Genomic DNA, 16,746 nt, shown 5'->3' on the forward strand with positions numbered 1-16,746 from the left:
GAAAAAAGCGATTCATTGGCAGTTCACAACCGCGGATGCCCGCATTAAATTGCGCTCCTTGTATCCCGATATTACGCTCGTAACTGATTAGTAAATTTTTAAGTATATCAAAGATACGTTACACTAGTCGGTTTAATATATTCAGCCAATTCGGAACTACTTAATTGATTAAGCCGGCTCACTCCTTTCGATAGTCCAGTGGCTCGCCAACGATGCTTGAAGCCAAGCAGTTTAATTCCCGATAAAGCATCGATTGCTTTTTAATACCGGCTTGTCTAAACTGTTTACGCCACCAAGCCGCCATTAACTTATTAACGCGTCGACAAGCATGTTGTCCTTGATCAGTTAGCGTGACCCAGGTGTTGCGGCGATCGTTTTGATCCGTTTCCCGTTGAATATAGCCATTCTTTTCAAGTGTCGCAAACTCACGACTCACCAATCCTTTGTTAATTGATAATTGATTGGCGACCATTTGCGCAGTTACTTTTTGATAATCCCGGATAAATAACAATAAATTAGCATTTGAAGCGGTCAAGCCTTTTAAATCCAACTGATGATTCAAGGCCGTAATTGATGATCTTTGAATAATACTGATATAGCGGCCAATCTGATTTGTTTCAACGTCATTCAATGATTTTCCCTTCTTTCCCTCATTGAATATTATAGATGAAAATAGTTGACAAATAAACTAATTGTTGTAACCTGGAAATTAGTTTATTTGTCAACCATTTAAAGGAGCGTTTGAAATGACTCAAAAACAACGATTATTTTTTACTGCGGAAATGTGTTTGGGGATGGGCTCGATTATGAGTTTCTTAGGAAATGTAATGGCCACCGGTTTTCAGATGACCACCCTGAGTAATTTCTTAATTTGGTGGGTGCCAACCATCTTCGTCGCCTTTGCCTACAATTTATTAGTAGCTTCCAAAGTAACCAATCTTCTCATCAAGCACGCTACCCAATCCATGATTTCCCAGGTTAAAATTCAGCGCCGAACCGTGTTGATTCGCAGTTGGACGATGATTATCATCATGTGTCTCAGTATGAGCAGTTTTGGCCTGTTAATCAGTCAAACGCTCTTAGTCATGCCGATCGATGCTTTGATTTGGATCTGGGGCCGTTCACTGATTCTAGCCTTGATGGTTCGAGCAGTAATTGTCAGGCCGCTAGCAAAAAAGGGATTGGCATTGTTAACTATGAACTGAATCCTTATCTATATAATTTATAACGCCTACAAATTTGACTATAATATACTCATGGTATGAGTCCATTATAGCCAACGGAGGTAATAGGTATGCCAACTAAAATGAACGATAAAAAAAGAATTCAAGTTGTTGTAGATAAAAAGTTAAGTGACAACGTTAATGGGATCCTTTCAGATCTCGGATTAAACCAATCCATTGTTATTAACGCTTTGTATCGTCGAATCCAAGCTGAAGGAAAAATCCCATTTGATTTTGCATTAACCGATGAGGAACGTGCTAGTCATCATTTATTAAACACTATTAAATCATCAGGTATTCCAGTTATTAAAGATCGGAAGAAAGCAGAAAAATTTTTATTTAATGATGAAGATGATGAAAAATAACACCATCGCGATTGCCTTTATTAAATTTGAAAATAAAAAGGACAGGGTAAAAAGCGTCCCGTTCTTATCTTTAAACAAGGTGAAAATCAATATCGACTATTCAAAATTACGACCAAATTTTTAAATAAATCTGTTCATATTAGAAAATATTACTATCAAATCCAACAATGGAAAGAAGCTGGACTCAATCAACCATCATGGATTGATACGAGTCGTTTGGTAGAATTCCATAAAAATTGGCATCTTCGAGAAGTGGGGAACCTTCAACAAATCGATATTCAAGGTCTAGATAATTTCTTAGAAAATATCCAAAGAAATTATCGCGAAAATCATTAAATTGAATTTACCAAATAATCATAAAAATCGTTGCTCGAGCTTATATTCAGTAAAAGTCTCACAACTATTGAAATCAGCCTATGTGTCACATTAATTTTAAGACACAAGGAAATATCAATATTTGTGGGACTTTTGTTGACTACATTTAGTTTCTACATATTTTTTCACAGCAACTGATACTTAACTAAAGATGTCACTACCTAATCGCCTTCTGATCCGTCTCCGGCCCAAACAGGCCAATAATAATTGCCGCAATAATCGCCAAACCGGCAATTGCGTAGTAAATGTATGAAGCGGAAAATTGCGTCATCATAAAGGCAACGGCTGTTGGCATTAACACATTCAGCAATTTTGATGTTCCATTGGCAATCCCGGCGCCTCGGAAACGATGTGAGGTTTCGAAAAGCTCGTTGGTGTAGATACTAACAACGGAAGCAACCAAAATGTAGAGGGTAATCGTCAGTAGGAACCCATTGATTAAGATGCCGGTGGTACTGCGTTCATAAGCGTAGGCAATCCCCAAAATGGCCGTCGCAATAAAAGCTGACAAAATCAACTTTTTTCGACCGGTCCAATCAATCATTAGTGCGCCAATCGCCGAACCAATTGGAGCACCAATCATCATAATGGCTGAAAAACCAATTGAATCGACAATGTTAATGTCCTGCTTTAGCAATAGCGTCGGTACCCAGGAAGTAAAGGTGTACTGACATAATAATGTGGCACTAACCGCAATGATTGCAATGATTAATCCTCGGATAAATGAGATGTGAACAGCCGGTTCGTCAGCATCCCTTAGTTCATCCTTGTCATAGAGTCCGTTAACCGTCAATTTTTCAATAATTTGATTAGCTTCCGCTGTTCGCCCCTTGGCTAATAGCCAACGAGGTGATTCAGGGAAATGCCGTCTGGCCAGCCACAAGATTAACGCCAAAACGCCCATGGTAACAAACATTGACCGCCAACCAAATTTGGGAATCAAGAACGAGGCAATCAAGAGGGTAATGGGTGCTCCGGTATTTGCCACAATTGCCGTCATCCCTGACCAGTGGCCCCGTCGTTTGATCGGCGCAAACTCATTGACAACTGCATAGCCGGTCACAATCTCAGCACCTAAGCCAACTGCCGCAAAGAATCGTAAACCAATTAAAATCGTCATATTGGGCGCAAAGGCCGATAAAAGGGTGAACGTGCCAAATAATAACAAATTAAAATGATACGATAACTTCCGACCATAAAAATCACCCAGATACCCGGCCAAAATTGACCCGATAAAAAGGCCTAAAAAGCCGCTCGACAGAAAAAGTGAACCTTGGGAAATACTCGCGAATTTATCTTGAATCAGCGTACTGTTAATTGCCCCTGCCATGTACACGTCGGCGGCATCCAAAATCATCCCGGCACCGGCCAACGCAAACACTTTATAGAATAAAGGTGTTTCGCGAGCGTCGTTTAATCGGGTTTCTAAAGCAGTTGATTCATTTTCAAAATATGTGTTATCAGCCATTGGCAATTCATCTCCTATGTGGCCCTCGAAAAACATGTCGCATCAATCTGGCAAGTTAAAATTTTTCGAAAGTCTTCTAAATCCAGTTAACATTGAATTTACCCCATATATTCAGCCCGCATTTTCTCTGCCGAATAGCTGGCATCCTGGGCATTAACTTTGTCCAATCCTACAAACTCATTAAACTTCGGGAAAGTGATCATTCGGTCTTTATAGGCCTTAGTGGTACCATCCCGACGCAGGGTTTCAATCAACGTTTTTTCCGCAAAGGCCTGCGTATAGGTCATGGCATTCGGGTGAACCACGATATTAAAGCCTAAGCGCTCCAAATCTTCCGTCTTGGTGAGCGGCGTTTTGCCATCTTCGATCATGTTGGCCATTAACGGCGTATTTGGAAAGGCCTCATGGATTTTTTCCAATTCAGCAACACTTTGCGGCGCTTCGATAAAAATCAAGTCGGCCCCGGCTGCTCGATAACGCTTGCTGCGGGCAATGGCATCATCCAAACCATAAACGGCCCGGGCATCAGTTCTCGACATAATCAAGAAATCATCGTGTTGACGAGCTGCCTTAGCTGCCCGAAGTTTAGCTTCCAAAACTTCAGTTGGTTCAACCTTTTTGCCATCCATGTGACCACAGCGCTTCGGCCAAACCTGGTCTTCGATAAACATTCCGGCCGCGCCAATGGCTTCATAATTTTCAACCGTTCGTTTGATGTTATCAAGATCACCATAGCCGGTATCGGCATCCGCAAAAACTGGGATGTTAACCGCATTGATAATCTGGCGGCACCGTTCCAAGGATAAGCCAAAATCGGCAATTCCCCGATCTGGCATGGCTAAGGCCGAGGCACTGGTCGCATAGCCGGCTGAAAAAACTGCTTGAGCGCCTTCTGCTTCAGCAATTTTAGCGGCTAAAGCATCCGGTGCCACCATCATCCGGACAATGTGCCCACTCATCACTTCAGTTTTAAATTGATTTCTCATTCGTTTATTTTTCAGCATAGGCTAATCCTCCCTGTTTGATAAAATTAATCGCTTGACTTTGCGCTTTTTTAATAACGGTCGATAAGTAACCTTTGTCCAACCAACCGGTGATCCCATCAATCTGTTCGGTTCCCGGCTGCCAAGTGGCCAATAGTGGCAGTGGCAATTTTGCCTGCGCCAACTGGGTTAGTTGTTCGGGCTCATAATGATCAATTGCGATTGCATCCGCACCGGCTCTGGCCAAATACTGAATTCGTTGCATCAGCCCTTCGATTCCGTATGAATGTAACCCTTCCAGCTTAATCCAAATCTGGGTAGCTGGATTTTCAAGACTATCTTTGGCCGCTCTTAACTTACCGATCAATTCTTCAGGCGTGGTCGTCAGCGGTTTGGCCGTGGTGTGTGCCGGGTAAGTCTGATCATTCAGAAGTAAAATATCGCCGCCTGAGCGTTCAAGTTCTTTTGCCGCATAGTACGTATTTAATGGATTGCCAAATCCTGATTGCAGATCCGCAATTAACAGACCGGTCTTCTTTAAACGCATGTCCCGTAAAAATTTAGCGTATTCCGAAAGCGTCAGCATCCCCTGTGAGTCTTCGGCAATCAAATTACGGCTGGTTAAAGTCCCATCCAATAAGATTGCCGGAAATTTTTCTTGGCTGAGCGCCTTAAATGTATTGCCATCTCCGGAAGCGGGGATGATGGTTTCTGGTCGTTGATCCAAGTATGTGAGTAAATTGTTAGTTGTCATATTGATTCCTCCGTTCAGTTAATCGTTAAGAAGGTGCACAAAAAATGCGCCCTTCGAACTATAGTTGCCTATATTCGAAGGGCGCATTAGATGCACGGTACCACCTTGATTTCACCGATTTTAAATCATTCAAAAATCGATCTTAACGAACACAATTGATCATTGTAGTCGTTGGCCTTGTAATGGTGGCATCCAGTAAACACTCAGTTGATCGCATTTACAGCTCAAAGCCTACTTTCAATCACTTCCCAAGACTTCCTCTCACCAATTGGAAGCTCTCTTAACGAGGGTAGTCATCTACTCCTGCTTTTCATCGCTCTTTTTCTTAACGTTTTCTAATTATTGACTATGATAACTCATTGTTTTCTAATTGTAAACACTTATTTTTTAAACGATCATCTACTGGGGATATTTACAAGAAATAACCGTAGTAGTAATCTGAATTTAAACTTTAGTAAACTTAGATTCAACACTACATAGACATATTAACTGGGGGTAAAATAAATGATTCTGAAATTATGGTCGCTCTTTTCTTACTTTGCTGTGCCATTCGCATTGCTTTGCTGGTGGTACTATCTTTGGACTTCACTGAGACATCATGGACGACTATTACTTGCTTTAAATACGCTTGGTACCATCGTTATATGGATTGGCATTTGGAAAATTCTCGAAGACGTCTCCATTTTGCCAATGTTGGGATTATGGTTAGGCAGCAGTTGGCTGATTCTTAAGTATACAAAGAACAGCCAAGCGACTAATAAATAAACAAAATTAAAAGCAGAACCGACTGCGCACTATGACAGGTTCTGCTGTTAATTCTCAAAAATCAAATTAAGTTTGGCTTTCACACCAATACAGGTGTACAATTAACAGCATGGTTAAAGACAAAGGGTCGCGCCCGGCGTCTTAGCCAAGTGAGTATCGGGTACACTCCACCATCATTCAATCAACTTAACTCACCGGTGATGGGAGGTAGCCGAATTGGAGACTTGGAGAATACGTGACGGACCTCTGGGTAGTCGATTTTATCGGTTTGTGCTACGGCATTTACTTGCTGGCGTGTGCCTACGATAAAATCAAAAATGACTAACCAAATTGGTTAGTCACCTTCCCAGTATCCAACTCACGATTGCGGGCACTGAGAGGCAACTCGGTGCTCGCTTTTCAATATAATAGTAGCATATTCAATTTGGAAATACAATCAAATGAGGGATGAATCATGGCAAAGCAACCCTATACCGAGGCTCGGAAGCGAGCCAACAAAAAATGGGATGAGGCCCATAAAGAACGCACCCGCTACATTTCACGTCGTTCACAGGCACGGGGCTTTATTCGAAATTTTGCGACTGCTGAAGACTTACAGGAACTCACCAAGTTAATTAGGAAGCGTCAAGAATTTCTTAAAGATAAATCACAATAGATTAAAGGCTATTTGGAAAAGTAATTTAAGTAAACTTTGAGGTAAAACCTTGTGATAGTTAATTTCGCTGATGATCTTCGACAAACTATAGATTTAAAAAATGCTAACCAACTCTCTCCAGTCTCACAGGAAAAGTTGATTAGCATTTTGGATTTTATTTGATTTCGTTAGCAACGTCCCTGACCATCGCCAACTCTTCATCTGCTGGGATCAGTAGAATTCGAGCTGACGAATCTTTGGTGCTCAAATCGCCGGGAGCCTGTTTTTCGTTTAGCATCCCATCCAACTTAATCCCAAAGATTTCCAGCTTCTTGCAGACCTGCTCACGAACCCATTTATCGTGTTCACCGATACCACCGGAGAAGACAATCGCATCGACACCGCCCAGTTCAGTAATGTAACTGGCTGCGTATTTAACCGTTCGATTAACGAAGATATCCAAGGCCAACTTAGCCCGATCATCATCAGAGCTTTCCAGATCCCGCATATCTGATGATAACCCGGAAATCCCCAGCAATCCTGAACGGTCATTGAACATTTCAATCACCTCATCGGCTGAAGCGCCCATTCGTTTCATGAAGAAGGGTACCAACGCCGGGTCAATGTCACCGGAACGAGTCCCCATGGTTAGCCCATTCATCGGTGTAAAGCCCATCGAAGTATCGACACATTTACCATCCTTTTCAGCCGCTACTGAAGCGCCAGATCCCAAATGCAAAGTAACTAGTTTAGCCGTCTTATAGCCTAGCAGTTCCTGTGCTTTTTGGGTAATATAACCATGATTGATACCGTGTTCCCCATATCGACGAATCGTAAATTTCTTGGTCAATTCATAGGGAATGCCATAAATCGCATTGACTTCCGGCACATCCTTAAAAAAGGCGCTATCAAAGACCGCGTACTGTTCGGTTTCCGGCAAAATTCGGCGAATAATTTTAATATATTCGGCTTCCACTGGATTATGAATCGGTGCAATTTCGCTTAGTTCATTAATCCAATTTAACGCCTTGTCATCAATTTTAGAGACTTTATCAAAAACCGTACTACCGGCAACCACTCGATTTCCTACCGCATCAATGTCGTGAAGATGGTCAATGACACCAAGGTCCTTTAAATTGTTCAGCATAATCGCTGCGGAACGTTCATAGTCAACGTTGTCCTCAACCCGCTTGTACGTTTGACCGTCCCCATACTTGATTTTAATAATGGAGCCCGGCAGGTTGATTCGCTCAACTTGACCATCTGCAAGCACCGTCTCCTTAGGCATTTCAAACAACTTAAACTTTAGAGAAGAACTGCCTGCGTTAACAATTAATACTTTGGACATAACCTTAACCTCCGACATTTATAATTTGGATCTGAATTGGGTTTCTTGACAGTGGCCGCCTGACACGGGGTCTAACCGTTTGAATCCGTTCACTGTTCCTAGGACAACTCCTTCAAGCAACACCGCTCCTGCTAAGAGATCAATCTGAAAAATCCAAAGCCGGGATTTCCCAAATTGACGTCTTACTATCCGGGTGTTAACCGCTTGAATCCGTTCACTATTTGAAACCGCATCCATGCCTACAGTATACTATTTATCTAAAAATTGTGACATGATTAGCTATTGTGAATTTTAAAGAGTCCGTCAACTAAACAAAAAACTCCGCAAATCACATTATCGTCATTTGCGGAGGCATCTTCGAAACTTTTTCAAATTTAGCGACTAATCTTATTGAGATTCAAAACGGAACTTCTCACAATAATTTCCGGATCAACCACTTTTTGTTCAATATCAGCCGGTTGGCCATCTTCCATCAAATCAACCAACTTGGAAACGCCCATTCCAATAATTGTTGAAGTCGGCTTACGAACTGTCGTCAACGGTGGCACCAGGTACTTGGAATAACCCATATCATCAAAACCGATGAATGAAATATCCCGGGGTACCTGGTAACCTAATTCGATGCAGGCATTAATGGCCCCAACCGCCATATCGTCATTTTCACAAATCACACATGTCGGAATATTGCCGCTGGATAGGATTTGGCGCATCAACACGTTGCCGCTTTTTGGGCGATAATCCCCTTGTTTAATCAAGTTGGCATTGACCTCGATCTTATGAGCTTCAATCGCTTGGGTAAAGCCTTTGGTCCGTTGAACAGACGATTTAAAGGCGGCCAGTCCCTTAATCAGGGCAAACTTGCGGTGACCCATGCGAATCGCGTACTCGGTCGCAATTTTACCACCCAATTCATCACCAACCGCATAATTATTGATGTCATCCCGATCAATGACCCGGTTCAAGACAACCAATGGCAAGCCGGTTTTATGAAGATAGTCGATAAACTCGTCATCCGATTTCGATTGACTAATGACGATAATCCCATCAAAATTATTGACCGACACGCTTTGACCATCCATCGCATTGTCGACGCTATTAATTGATAACGAGTAACTTTTTGGCAGCATTCCCTGCGCTTGCTCGATTACATCCGTCAAAAAACTGGCGGAGGTCCCGGTATCCAGGTTTGTAAAGAAAATCCCAATCATATAGGAACGGTTGGTCACCAAACTTTTAGCGTTTAAGTTTGGCACATACCCAATCTGGCGGGCAATTTCCGAAATCTTGTCACGGGTGGCCGGCTTAACCAACGGACTGCCATTTAAGGCTCTGGAGACGGTGGTATGAGAAACGTTGGCCATCTTCGCAATTGTTCGAATTGTCACCGCATTCTCATTTTTATCAATATTTTTCAATCTGCCATCGCTTCCTCTTCATAAACTTTTATTTACAACTAACCATTAATGCCGCTTAACATCAACATTATGAGTTCTACGAGTTCAAAAATCAAGAACAAAAACAACACCCGAAAAGCGATCATCCCTTCCGAGTGTTGTAATATGCAGCTTAATTTGAAAATTAATTAAGTGGCCATAATCTTCCTAATACTACTTCAATCAGTCATTGTCTCGATTAACTTGCGTCATTACCCTAGTCTAAAAAGCCAAAGTAATTTTTCGCATTATTATAGGAAATATCTTGAACAATTTGGCCTAACTTCTCAATATTGTTGGGAACCCGCCCCTGTTCTGCGAGTTTTCCATAGAAGTTGCACAGTACCCGACGGAAATACTCATGACGCGGATAGGATAGGAAGCTTCGCGAATCGGTTAGCATCCCAACAAAGTGTGGTAACAGACTTTCCTGGGCAAAGATTCGCAACTGATTATCCATACCCTCGGCCGTATCGTTGAACCACCAACCGGCACCAAGCTGTAATTTTTGAACCGTACCACCTTGGAAGCAGCCCATCATGGTGGCTAATTCCATCCAATCATTATTGTTTAATGAATAGAAGATAGTTTTAGGAACGTTATTCGAATCCTGCATCTTGGTGTAGAGTTCGGTGATATGCTTAACGATATCGGGTTGTGTCCCAACGGCATCGTAACCCGTATCCGGGCCAATTTTGTCAAACATCGGCCGGTTCAAGTCACGACTTGAGTTAATGTGGAACTGCATCGTCCAATTAAACTCAGTGTTTAACTTCATCAAGTTTTCCAACAGCATTGTCAAATACTGATCAATTTCGGTTTGACTCAGCGACTCGTTGGCAACGCCCTTCTTCACGATGGCGTTTAGGTCATCTTCGCTGGCTTCTTTGAAGTGATACGTCAGCAGTGAATGATCAGATAGCCGACCACCCATTTCATTAAAGAATTCGAAGCGTTGATGGAGAGCTTTAATGATGTCAGCAAAGTTGTTAATGTCAACACCCGAAACGTCACTTAATGTCTTGAGGTAGTCTCCAAAGCCATCTCGATCAATCTGAATCAACTTATCCGGCCGCATTGCCGGCAGCGTCTTAAACCCACTCTGGGCCTCTTCCTTCTTTAATAACTTGTGGTATTTCAAGTCAGAAGCTGGATCGTCGGTAGTGCAAACTACTTGGACATTTGAATTCTTAATTAAATTCCGTGGTTTAAAGTCATCCGTTTGAAGTAACTGGTTGGCCTTTTCCCAAATTCGGGGAGCGGATGCTTCGGTGAATTCTTCATCGATGTGGAAGAATCGGCGCAATTCCAAATGGGTCCATTCATACAATGGATTACCATATGAATTTTCAATGGTTTTGGCCCATTCGATAAACTTCTTGTATTCGTCACCGTCACCAGTGATATACTTCTCATCCACACCATTGGCCCGCATCAAGCGCCATTTATAATGGTCACCGTAAGTGCCTTCGTTTAACCAAATCCGGGTAATATTTGGATAATTTTTATTCTCATAGATTTCTTCCGGATTTAAATGGCAGTGAAAATCAATGATCGGCATTTTGGCTGCGTAGTCATGAAACAGCGTCTTGGCGGTCTCATTTCCCAGCAGAAAATCATCATTTAATAATGTCACGACTCTGATCTCCTTTAACTTAATTCTTGGCCAATTCTTCTAAGCGTTCCGTACCTTCTTCACGAAGTTCTGTCGCATCTTCCTTGGAAATATCCGTCTTGGGCTCATGAATTTCTTGAGCTTCCTGCTTAGTCTTGGCAATTCCTTGAAGCAAGTCCAGATGTTCAGCAATGTGAATGTTCAGGTAACGGTCGTAAAGCGCTTGGTTCTTGAGCAAGATGTTCCACAACTTATCACGGTAAACGTAGTGGTAGTTGTGTTTCAAGTTCATGATTGAGCCATACATTGTGTGAAGCACCTGACGGGCATCGTCGTTGTTTAACAAGTCCATAACGTTTTCTTCAGTCATCGTTTCCGGCTTTGGTGCAGTGCCATCAGTTTGAGCGTTGAAGACGTAGAAGTCCTTAACATCATCCAAGTTTTCATAAGCAAATTTGTACAATTCCAACATGAACTTCGGATCCTTGTGAGCAATTACCCGCAAAGCTTCCAACCAGTTGGTCCCGGCCGTCTTAACGTGCCAGCCATGGTCCTTGGAGATCCGACCGATAATTTCGTAAACGGATAGTTTGTCAGAACCAGAGTGAATACTCAACTTGTAACCAAAGTGTTCAGCGATTGCTTCGTGAATGACATATTCACGTTCAAAGCGCTTGGTATCACCAATGTAGTCAATGGCTTTCTGGAATTCACCGTAGAAACGAGGTGCCATCGTGGTTGGTGTGATGCCACGACGATGAAGTTCGTTGGCAAAGAAAAAGTGGTTTGGATTAGTTGTTTGATAAGGGGTTTCATCCATTGAGATTTCGAAGTCCAAATTGTAAGGAACCACGAACTTCTTGTAGATACCAGCCGCAAACAAGATGGCATCGTAGAAGGTCAGAACGGATTCTTCAACGTCGTGCTTGGTGAATTTAACCGAACGACCATTGCCTAAATCGAAGGTCTTGTTCAAATAAGTGTCGTTGAAGTAGTTGATTTGATCCGGATCCAAGGTGTTGAAGCGCTTATCCAATTCATCATCTTTCAAATTAACAATGTCATTGTTAATCTCTTCAGTACAATCCAGGGTAATCATTGAGCAGCCAATCTTAACGGCGTAGTCAACTTCGTAAGGCGTCTTAACGTGGTCACCATCAGCGCCCCAGCCATAAGTAAAGCCTTCTTCAAAGACTGCCCAGGATGCAGATTGGAAGACGTCGGTGTTAGTCCGGTGCATCAAAACCAGTTCACGAATTGATTGTTGTGCCAAAACCGGCATAATGCCTCGACCCTTTAAGAGACGCAAGTGGGCGTTTGAGGCATTGCCCAGTCGATCACCTAAACCAAAGGTATATTTGTAATTACGACGTGATGTTGGTCGAATCCACTGGAAGCGTTTAGCCAAGGCATCGTTATTCTTTTCGTTTAATTCACCCACCAGAAGTGTTGAATCAACGTCAGTCAAAGATTCTTCAGCATCGAAGTCGCCGGCCGTCAAACGGTTTTCGTAAACGACTAAATGCTTTTGGAGAATCCCTTCTGAATCGGTTTGATGAAGAATGAAGTAAACGTTGCGGCGATCAACCTGAATTGATGGGGCGTAAACTTCCTGGTCACTTAAATGGCTGTAATCACCATCAGCGTTTAAAATCTCTTTAACATCACTTAATAATTGTTTTAAATCCATCGTAATTCCTCCATGTTATCAATCATTTTGTTTCCAAATTTAATCATTAAAACGGCTTACTTATCTTCACCGATTTTGCCGCCTTCCCAACGACCATGATCCAAGTCATCGGCAATCTTACCAAAGCGTTCGCCATCTAGTTTGTATAAGAAACCAATTACGACCGCTGCCAGAACCAAACAAATGCCAGGATACAATGTCATTGCGGCTTTAATTCCTCGAAGGGCTCCGGGTGTTTGATGGGCATTGGCAACGTATCCGGTCAAAGCTAGAACGCCGGCCGAAACCAAGGCTGCAATTGACTGGGCAATTTTTCGGGAAAAGTTAAAGGCTGCATAGGTAATCCCTTCTTTCCGGACACCAGAACGCCACTCACCGTAATCAATTGCATTTGAAACCATCGCCCAGGTAATCCCATTTGGAATCGCAAGTGCTGTGTAGCCAACCGTTACTAAAGCAACGAAGACAACTACATGATCCGGTAAAATGAAGTTGAGGATGTTAGCGGCTGCCCCAATGGCAAAACTCCACATTGCCGTTCGCTTTTGACCAAAGTGCTTAGTTAGTGTTGGAATCATGAAGACACCAGCAATTGAGCAACCCATCATAATGGCATTGATGATTGGCTGAAGTGCGATATTGCCTAAATTATATTCAGCATAGAAAACCATCATTTGGTTATTGGTGTTCATTGCTGAAATCGTAAACAACGTCATCAAAATCAGAGCACCCAAAGGACCATTCTTAAAGATGACTTTAAAGTAATCCTTGAAGCCTTCCTTTTGAGCTGACTTACTTCTGTTCACGCGCACATTTTCTTTAGTACCTAAATAGCAAACACCAAACATAACAACGCCAATTGCGGCAAAGATGGCAGCCGCCCAGAAATAGCCGAGACGTTGATTACTACCGCCAATTAAAACTGTCAGTGGAATAAAAGCAACTCCGGCAATAAACTGCGCACCAACGGAACCGATTTGACGAGTGGTGGCCATAAAACTACGATCTTGTGTGTTTCGTGACATCACTGATGCCAGTGACCCATAGGGATCGTTTGTAAACGAGTAAACCAATCCCCAAATCATGTATGCCGCATAAGCATAAATAATTTTTTGATTCATTGACAACCCGTCAGGCATCGTAAAGGTAATAACGGTTAAAACACCCAGAATAATTGCTGAAACCATCATGAATGGTCTGAATTTTCCCCGTTTACCTATTTTCTTTCGATTATCAACAACGGAGCCGGCAATCGGATCCATAAATGCATCGAAGATTTTCGTAAAGGCAAAGATTCCGGCGACAACGCCAGCGCCAATGCCGACACCATCAATCCAAAATTTAGTCAAATACGATTGGCCAAGGTCGAACATAAACCCATTTCCAAAATCGCCAAATCCATAGGCAATTTTTTGATGCATCGGAATTCGCTTGGATGAGTCATTCATCAATTCATCATCATGCTTCTTTACTTGTTGACTGTCTTTAGTGACAATCTTTGAATCAGTGGTTTCCATGAGACACCTCCACGTAATAACTGTTTTAACGGTAACATTTATAAACGAGGCCTTCGTCTATCAATAAATTGTTAGTGTGATTTATTCACCCTTGTTAACGCTTACAAATATACCATATTTTAATGCACACGTTAACACTTTATTTGAACTTTTTTTAATTCACAATTCTTTCTCCCTTTCTCATCTTGATAAACAAGGAATTTTTGGATAAAAAAATTTAGCTTGTGAATCTTACAATTTTCAATATTAGCATGGCCCGTTTTATTGCCATTCAAATTAGTATTCGTCTTAAAAAGTCGATAAAAAGCTGCTAGACAGCGTTTTTATTTGATTTTCACGGTTGCATTTACTAATAAAGCTTGTAAAATAATGACTGAGAGAGAACACTGATTAAAAAAATTAGGGAGGTACTTATTTTGAAAAATCAAACATTTAAAGAAGCCCTTAAGTCCGATCAATCGTTTGAAGATTATTTGAAAAGATATTTTTCATTTCATAAACAACTTGAGGGTTCTTATGAGACACGCGAGTATTTCGAAAGTTACCGAGTTCGTTTGAATAAGCAGCATAAGCTTAGCTTAACGACTACTACCTGTTTAAATATCGCGTCGGCTGCTATTCCATTAAAACAAACTGAAAATATTTCATTTGCGGATTTTCGCCGACTAGTCTTGAATAAAAAATTTGCCGACATTAACGCAACTTTGGCTGAGGTTTTTGAAGCCACATTATCACGACAGTCACGTTAAAAGAGCAGTGTGCCAACCATTAAAATTTAGGTTGATGCACTGCTCTTTTGCTTAAATTCAGTAAATTCGTTTGACTCTCTAATTAATCACAATTTTTTTGATTGAGTTACCAATTTTCAATGATAGGGGATTCCCATCCATCGTTGTGACATGAGTTAATGCCACATTTCTAGCTTTGTCGATTATAAGTACATTATCTGATTTTAACTTCACATCATTCAAGCTAACATCACTAATAAAGCCGGTATCGTCCGTTGGATCATCAGGAGAGTCAAAACCGACTAACTCAATTGCTTGCTGACGATTATTAATTAAATGACCAGCCACGTCATAATCCTTAGAGCTTCCCGTAATTCTAACATTTATCAGCTTAATATTCTTGAACTCAGGTACTGACTTTGCGCTTGAACCATCCAAATTATACTGGACACCGTGAACTAAAAATCGATCAATTATGCAGTCCTGAGCCGAAAAGCCGTTAATATAACCACCACGGGAGGCACTCGCCTTTAATTCAATCCCGTAATCTGTGTTTTGAATTCGACAATCTCTAATTGATACATTTTGAACTCCACCCGATTCTTCACTTCCAATCGCCAGTCCATGGCCGCCCATCATTTCTAAATCAAAGATTCGAATGTCAGCACATGGGAGGTTGATCTGATTACCTTCGGGATTCTTTCCTGATTTAATTGCAATACAGTCATCCCCAGTTTCAAAAGTTGTATCAAAAATCATGCAATGACGACTAGAATCAGGATCCCAACCATCTCCGTTATCAACACCCTGCGATTTAACATGAATTCCGTGGGTAGTGACATAGTCGCAATAAATTAAATGAATCGTCCAGCAGGGTGGGTTCTGAACAGTAATCCCAGTTAAATGAACATTTTTACACTGAATAAAGCTTAATAGTCGGCCACGAACACGCCGCCCCCCAATGTTGTCTGAAACGTATTTAAGATATTTTTTCTTATCCGCATAAAGCTTTTTCATAGCGGTCCCGAGTTTGTTACCACCACCATAAATAACGCCTTGACCACAAATTGTAACATTCTCACAATTTGTAACTGATCGATCATCTGGATTCAAATAACCGGCATTAATCAAGCTGCGGTAGCAATACATTTCCCAGCCTTCGTAACGAGTCAAAATTAAGCCGTCTAGATTAGCCTTTCCTGCAAACTGCCTTTGCTGTGCTGGTGAATAAGTGTAGTCGGCCGGATTCAAACTGCCCTTTAATATGCCATCAACCTGAAGCGTCATATTTGATTTGAGATCAATTGCACCCGTTAAGATGGTGACTCCCTCTGGAATCAATAATGTGCCATTTTCAGGAAGGTCATTAATCGCCCGCTGTAAGTTTGCTGTTTCAATCTTTTCTCCAGCAATATCCACTTGATAAGTGTCAGCTAAGTTGATGACTTTGCTTCCCGGTTTTGTCGTGACTGTTAACTCTGCAGCGGCATCAGCTAAATCATGATTTTTTAAAATCGTTGTTACTTTAAATTCATAGTTGGTAGCAGGTTTTAAACCAGTTACCGTAACATGAGTTTGAGCAGCTGCTCTAATAAGTATCTTATGATTGGATACATTGACCTGATAACCAGTGACATCCCTTTGCTCAGCAGGCTTTTCCCACACTAAAGCGACGCTAGCACTTGATAGTGTTGCTGGTGCAACCATTAAATTTTTGGGAACTAAATTAAGATTCGCCATTTGGCACCTTCCTTTATGAGCCCTTTACAAAAAATAAAAATAAAAATTCCAGTTATCCTTATCAATGACTCATTTCGACAAGTTCACAAAACCGGAATTTTATAATGT

Annotated in this window: 15 protein-coding genes and 1 other annotated feature; of the genes, 5 read left to right on the forward strand and 10 right to left on the reverse strand. The window is 41.6% G+C overall.

Going from position 1 to position 16,746, the window contains the following annotated elements:
- Positions 1-178 precede the first annotated feature (178 nt).
- Entirely contained in the window at positions 179-631 is a 453-nt protein-coding gene (locus ED605_RS00645) for a MarR family winged helix-turn-helix transcriptional regulator (RefSeq protein WP_162919716.1), read from the reverse strand.
- Positions 632-746: 115 nt separating this feature from the next.
- Here ED605_RS00645 and ED605_RS00650 point away from each other — a divergent pair, with 115 nt between their 5' ends.
- Positions 747-1,205, forward strand: a complete 459-nt coding sequence (locus ED605_RS00650; RefSeq protein ID WP_121977012.1) for a DUF2798 domain-containing protein — start codon at positions 747-749, stop codon at positions 1,203-1,205.
- A gap of 89 nt (positions 1,206-1,294) precedes the next feature.
- Positions 1,295-1,588, forward strand: a complete 294-nt coding sequence (locus tag ED605_RS00655; protein ID WP_121977013.1) for a damage-inducible protein — start codon at positions 1,295-1,297, stop codon at positions 1,586-1,588.
- A 532-nt stretch (positions 1,589-2,120) separates the two neighbouring features.
- Here the strand turns inward: ED605_RS00655 and ED605_RS00660 are convergent.
- The 3 genes from ED605_RS00660 to ED605_RS00670 all read right to left on the reverse strand — a co-directional run bounded on the left by ED605_RS00660 (position 2,121) and on the right by ED605_RS00670 (position 5,168).
- Positions 2,121-3,431 carry an MFS transporter gene (locus ED605_RS00660; RefSeq protein ID WP_121977014.1) on the reverse strand — a complete coding sequence of 437 codons (1,311 nt, stop codon included), beginning with the start codon at positions 3,429-3,431 and terminating at the stop codon, positions 2,121-2,123.
- A 98-nt stretch (positions 3,432-3,529) separates the two neighbouring features.
- On the reverse strand, positions 3,530-4,435 hold the full coding sequence (locus ED605_RS00665; protein WP_121977015.1) for an isocitrate lyase/PEP mutase family protein: 906 nt from the start codon (positions 4,433-4,435) through the stop codon (positions 3,530-3,532).
- The gene (locus tag ED605_RS00670) at positions 4,422-5,168 is read right to left on the reverse strand and encodes an isocitrate lyase/phosphoenolpyruvate mutase family protein (RefSeq protein WP_121977016.1); all 747 of its coding nucleotides are present in this window, start codon (positions 5,166-5,168) and stop codon (positions 4,422-4,424) included. The genes ED605_RS00665 and ED605_RS00670 overlap by 14 nt, the downstream gene beginning before the upstream one ends.
- Positions 5,169-5,242: 74 nt before the next feature.
- Positions 5,243-5,491, reverse strand: a binding site (T-box leader).
- Between the two features lie 181 nt (positions 5,492-5,672).
- On the opposite strand from ED605_RS00670, the gene ED605_RS00675 reads away from it, so the two are divergent.
- Both ED605_RS00675 and ED605_RS00680 read left to right on the forward strand, forming a co-directional pair.
- A complete protein-coding gene (locus ED605_RS00675) occupies positions 5,673-5,933 on the forward strand; it encodes a hypothetical protein (protein ID WP_121977017.1) in 261 nt (86 codons plus the stop codon).
- Positions 5,934-6,387: 454 nt separating this feature from the next.
- Positions 6,388-6,588 carry a hypothetical protein gene (locus ED605_RS00680; protein WP_121977018.1) on the forward strand — a complete coding sequence of 67 codons (201 nt, stop codon included), beginning with the start codon at positions 6,388-6,390 and terminating at the stop codon, positions 6,586-6,588.
- Between the two features lie 154 nt (positions 6,589-6,742).
- Here the strand turns inward: ED605_RS00680 and ED605_RS00685 are convergent, their stop codons facing one another.
- The 5 genes from ED605_RS00685 to ED605_RS00705 form a co-directional block, all read right to left on the reverse strand.
- On the reverse strand, positions 6,743-7,915 hold the full coding sequence (locus tag ED605_RS00685) for an acetate/propionate family kinase (RefSeq protein WP_225419007.1): 1,173 nt from the start codon (positions 7,913-7,915) through the stop codon (positions 6,743-6,745).
- Positions 7,916-8,289: 374 nt separating this feature from the next.
- A complete protein-coding gene (locus ED605_RS00690; RefSeq protein WP_121977020.1) occupies positions 8,290-9,330 on the reverse strand; it encodes a LacI family DNA-binding transcriptional regulator in 1,041 nt (346 codons plus the stop codon).
- Between the two features lie 235 nt (positions 9,331-9,565).
- Positions 9,566-10,984, reverse strand: coding sequence for a glucuronate isomerase (gene uxaC / locus ED605_RS00695; protein ID WP_121977021.1), 1,419 nt, complete (start codon positions 10,982-10,984; stop codon positions 9,566-9,568).
- 19 nt (positions 10,985-11,003) lie between these two features.
- Entirely contained in the window at positions 11,004-12,653 is a 1,650-nt protein-coding gene (locus ED605_RS00700) for a tagaturonate epimerase family protein (protein ID WP_121977022.1), read from the reverse strand.
- Between the two features lie 56 nt (positions 12,654-12,709).
- Positions 12,710-14,170 carry a glycoside-pentoside-hexuronide (GPH):cation symporter gene (locus tag ED605_RS00705; protein ID WP_191981323.1) on the reverse strand — a complete coding sequence of 487 codons (1,461 nt, stop codon included), beginning with the start codon at positions 14,168-14,170 and terminating at the stop codon, positions 12,710-12,712.
- Between the two features lie 416 nt (positions 14,171-14,586).
- Here ED605_RS00705 and ED605_RS00710 point away from each other — a divergent pair, with 416 nt between their 5' ends.
- Positions 14,587-14,919: a hypothetical protein gene (locus tag ED605_RS00710; protein ID WP_121977023.1), complete on the forward strand. Its 333-nt coding sequence runs from the start codon at positions 14,587-14,589 to the stop codon at positions 14,917-14,919.
- A 78-nt stretch (positions 14,920-14,997) separates the two neighbouring features.
- On the opposite strand, the gene ED605_RS00715 is transcribed toward ED605_RS00710, so the two are convergent.
- The gene (locus tag ED605_RS00715; protein ID WP_121977024.1) at positions 14,998-16,638 is read right to left on the reverse strand and encodes a glycosyl hydrolase family 28 protein; all 1,641 of its coding nucleotides are present in this window, start codon (positions 16,636-16,638) and stop codon (positions 14,998-15,000) included.
- Positions 16,639-16,746 lie beyond the last annotated feature (108 nt).

It is taken from the genome of Lentilactobacillus raoultii (assembly GCF_900411375.1).
In the GTDB taxonomy this organism is placed as follows: domain Bacteria; phylum Bacillota; class Bacilli; order Lactobacillales; family Lactobacillaceae; genus Lentilactobacillus; species Lentilactobacillus raoultii.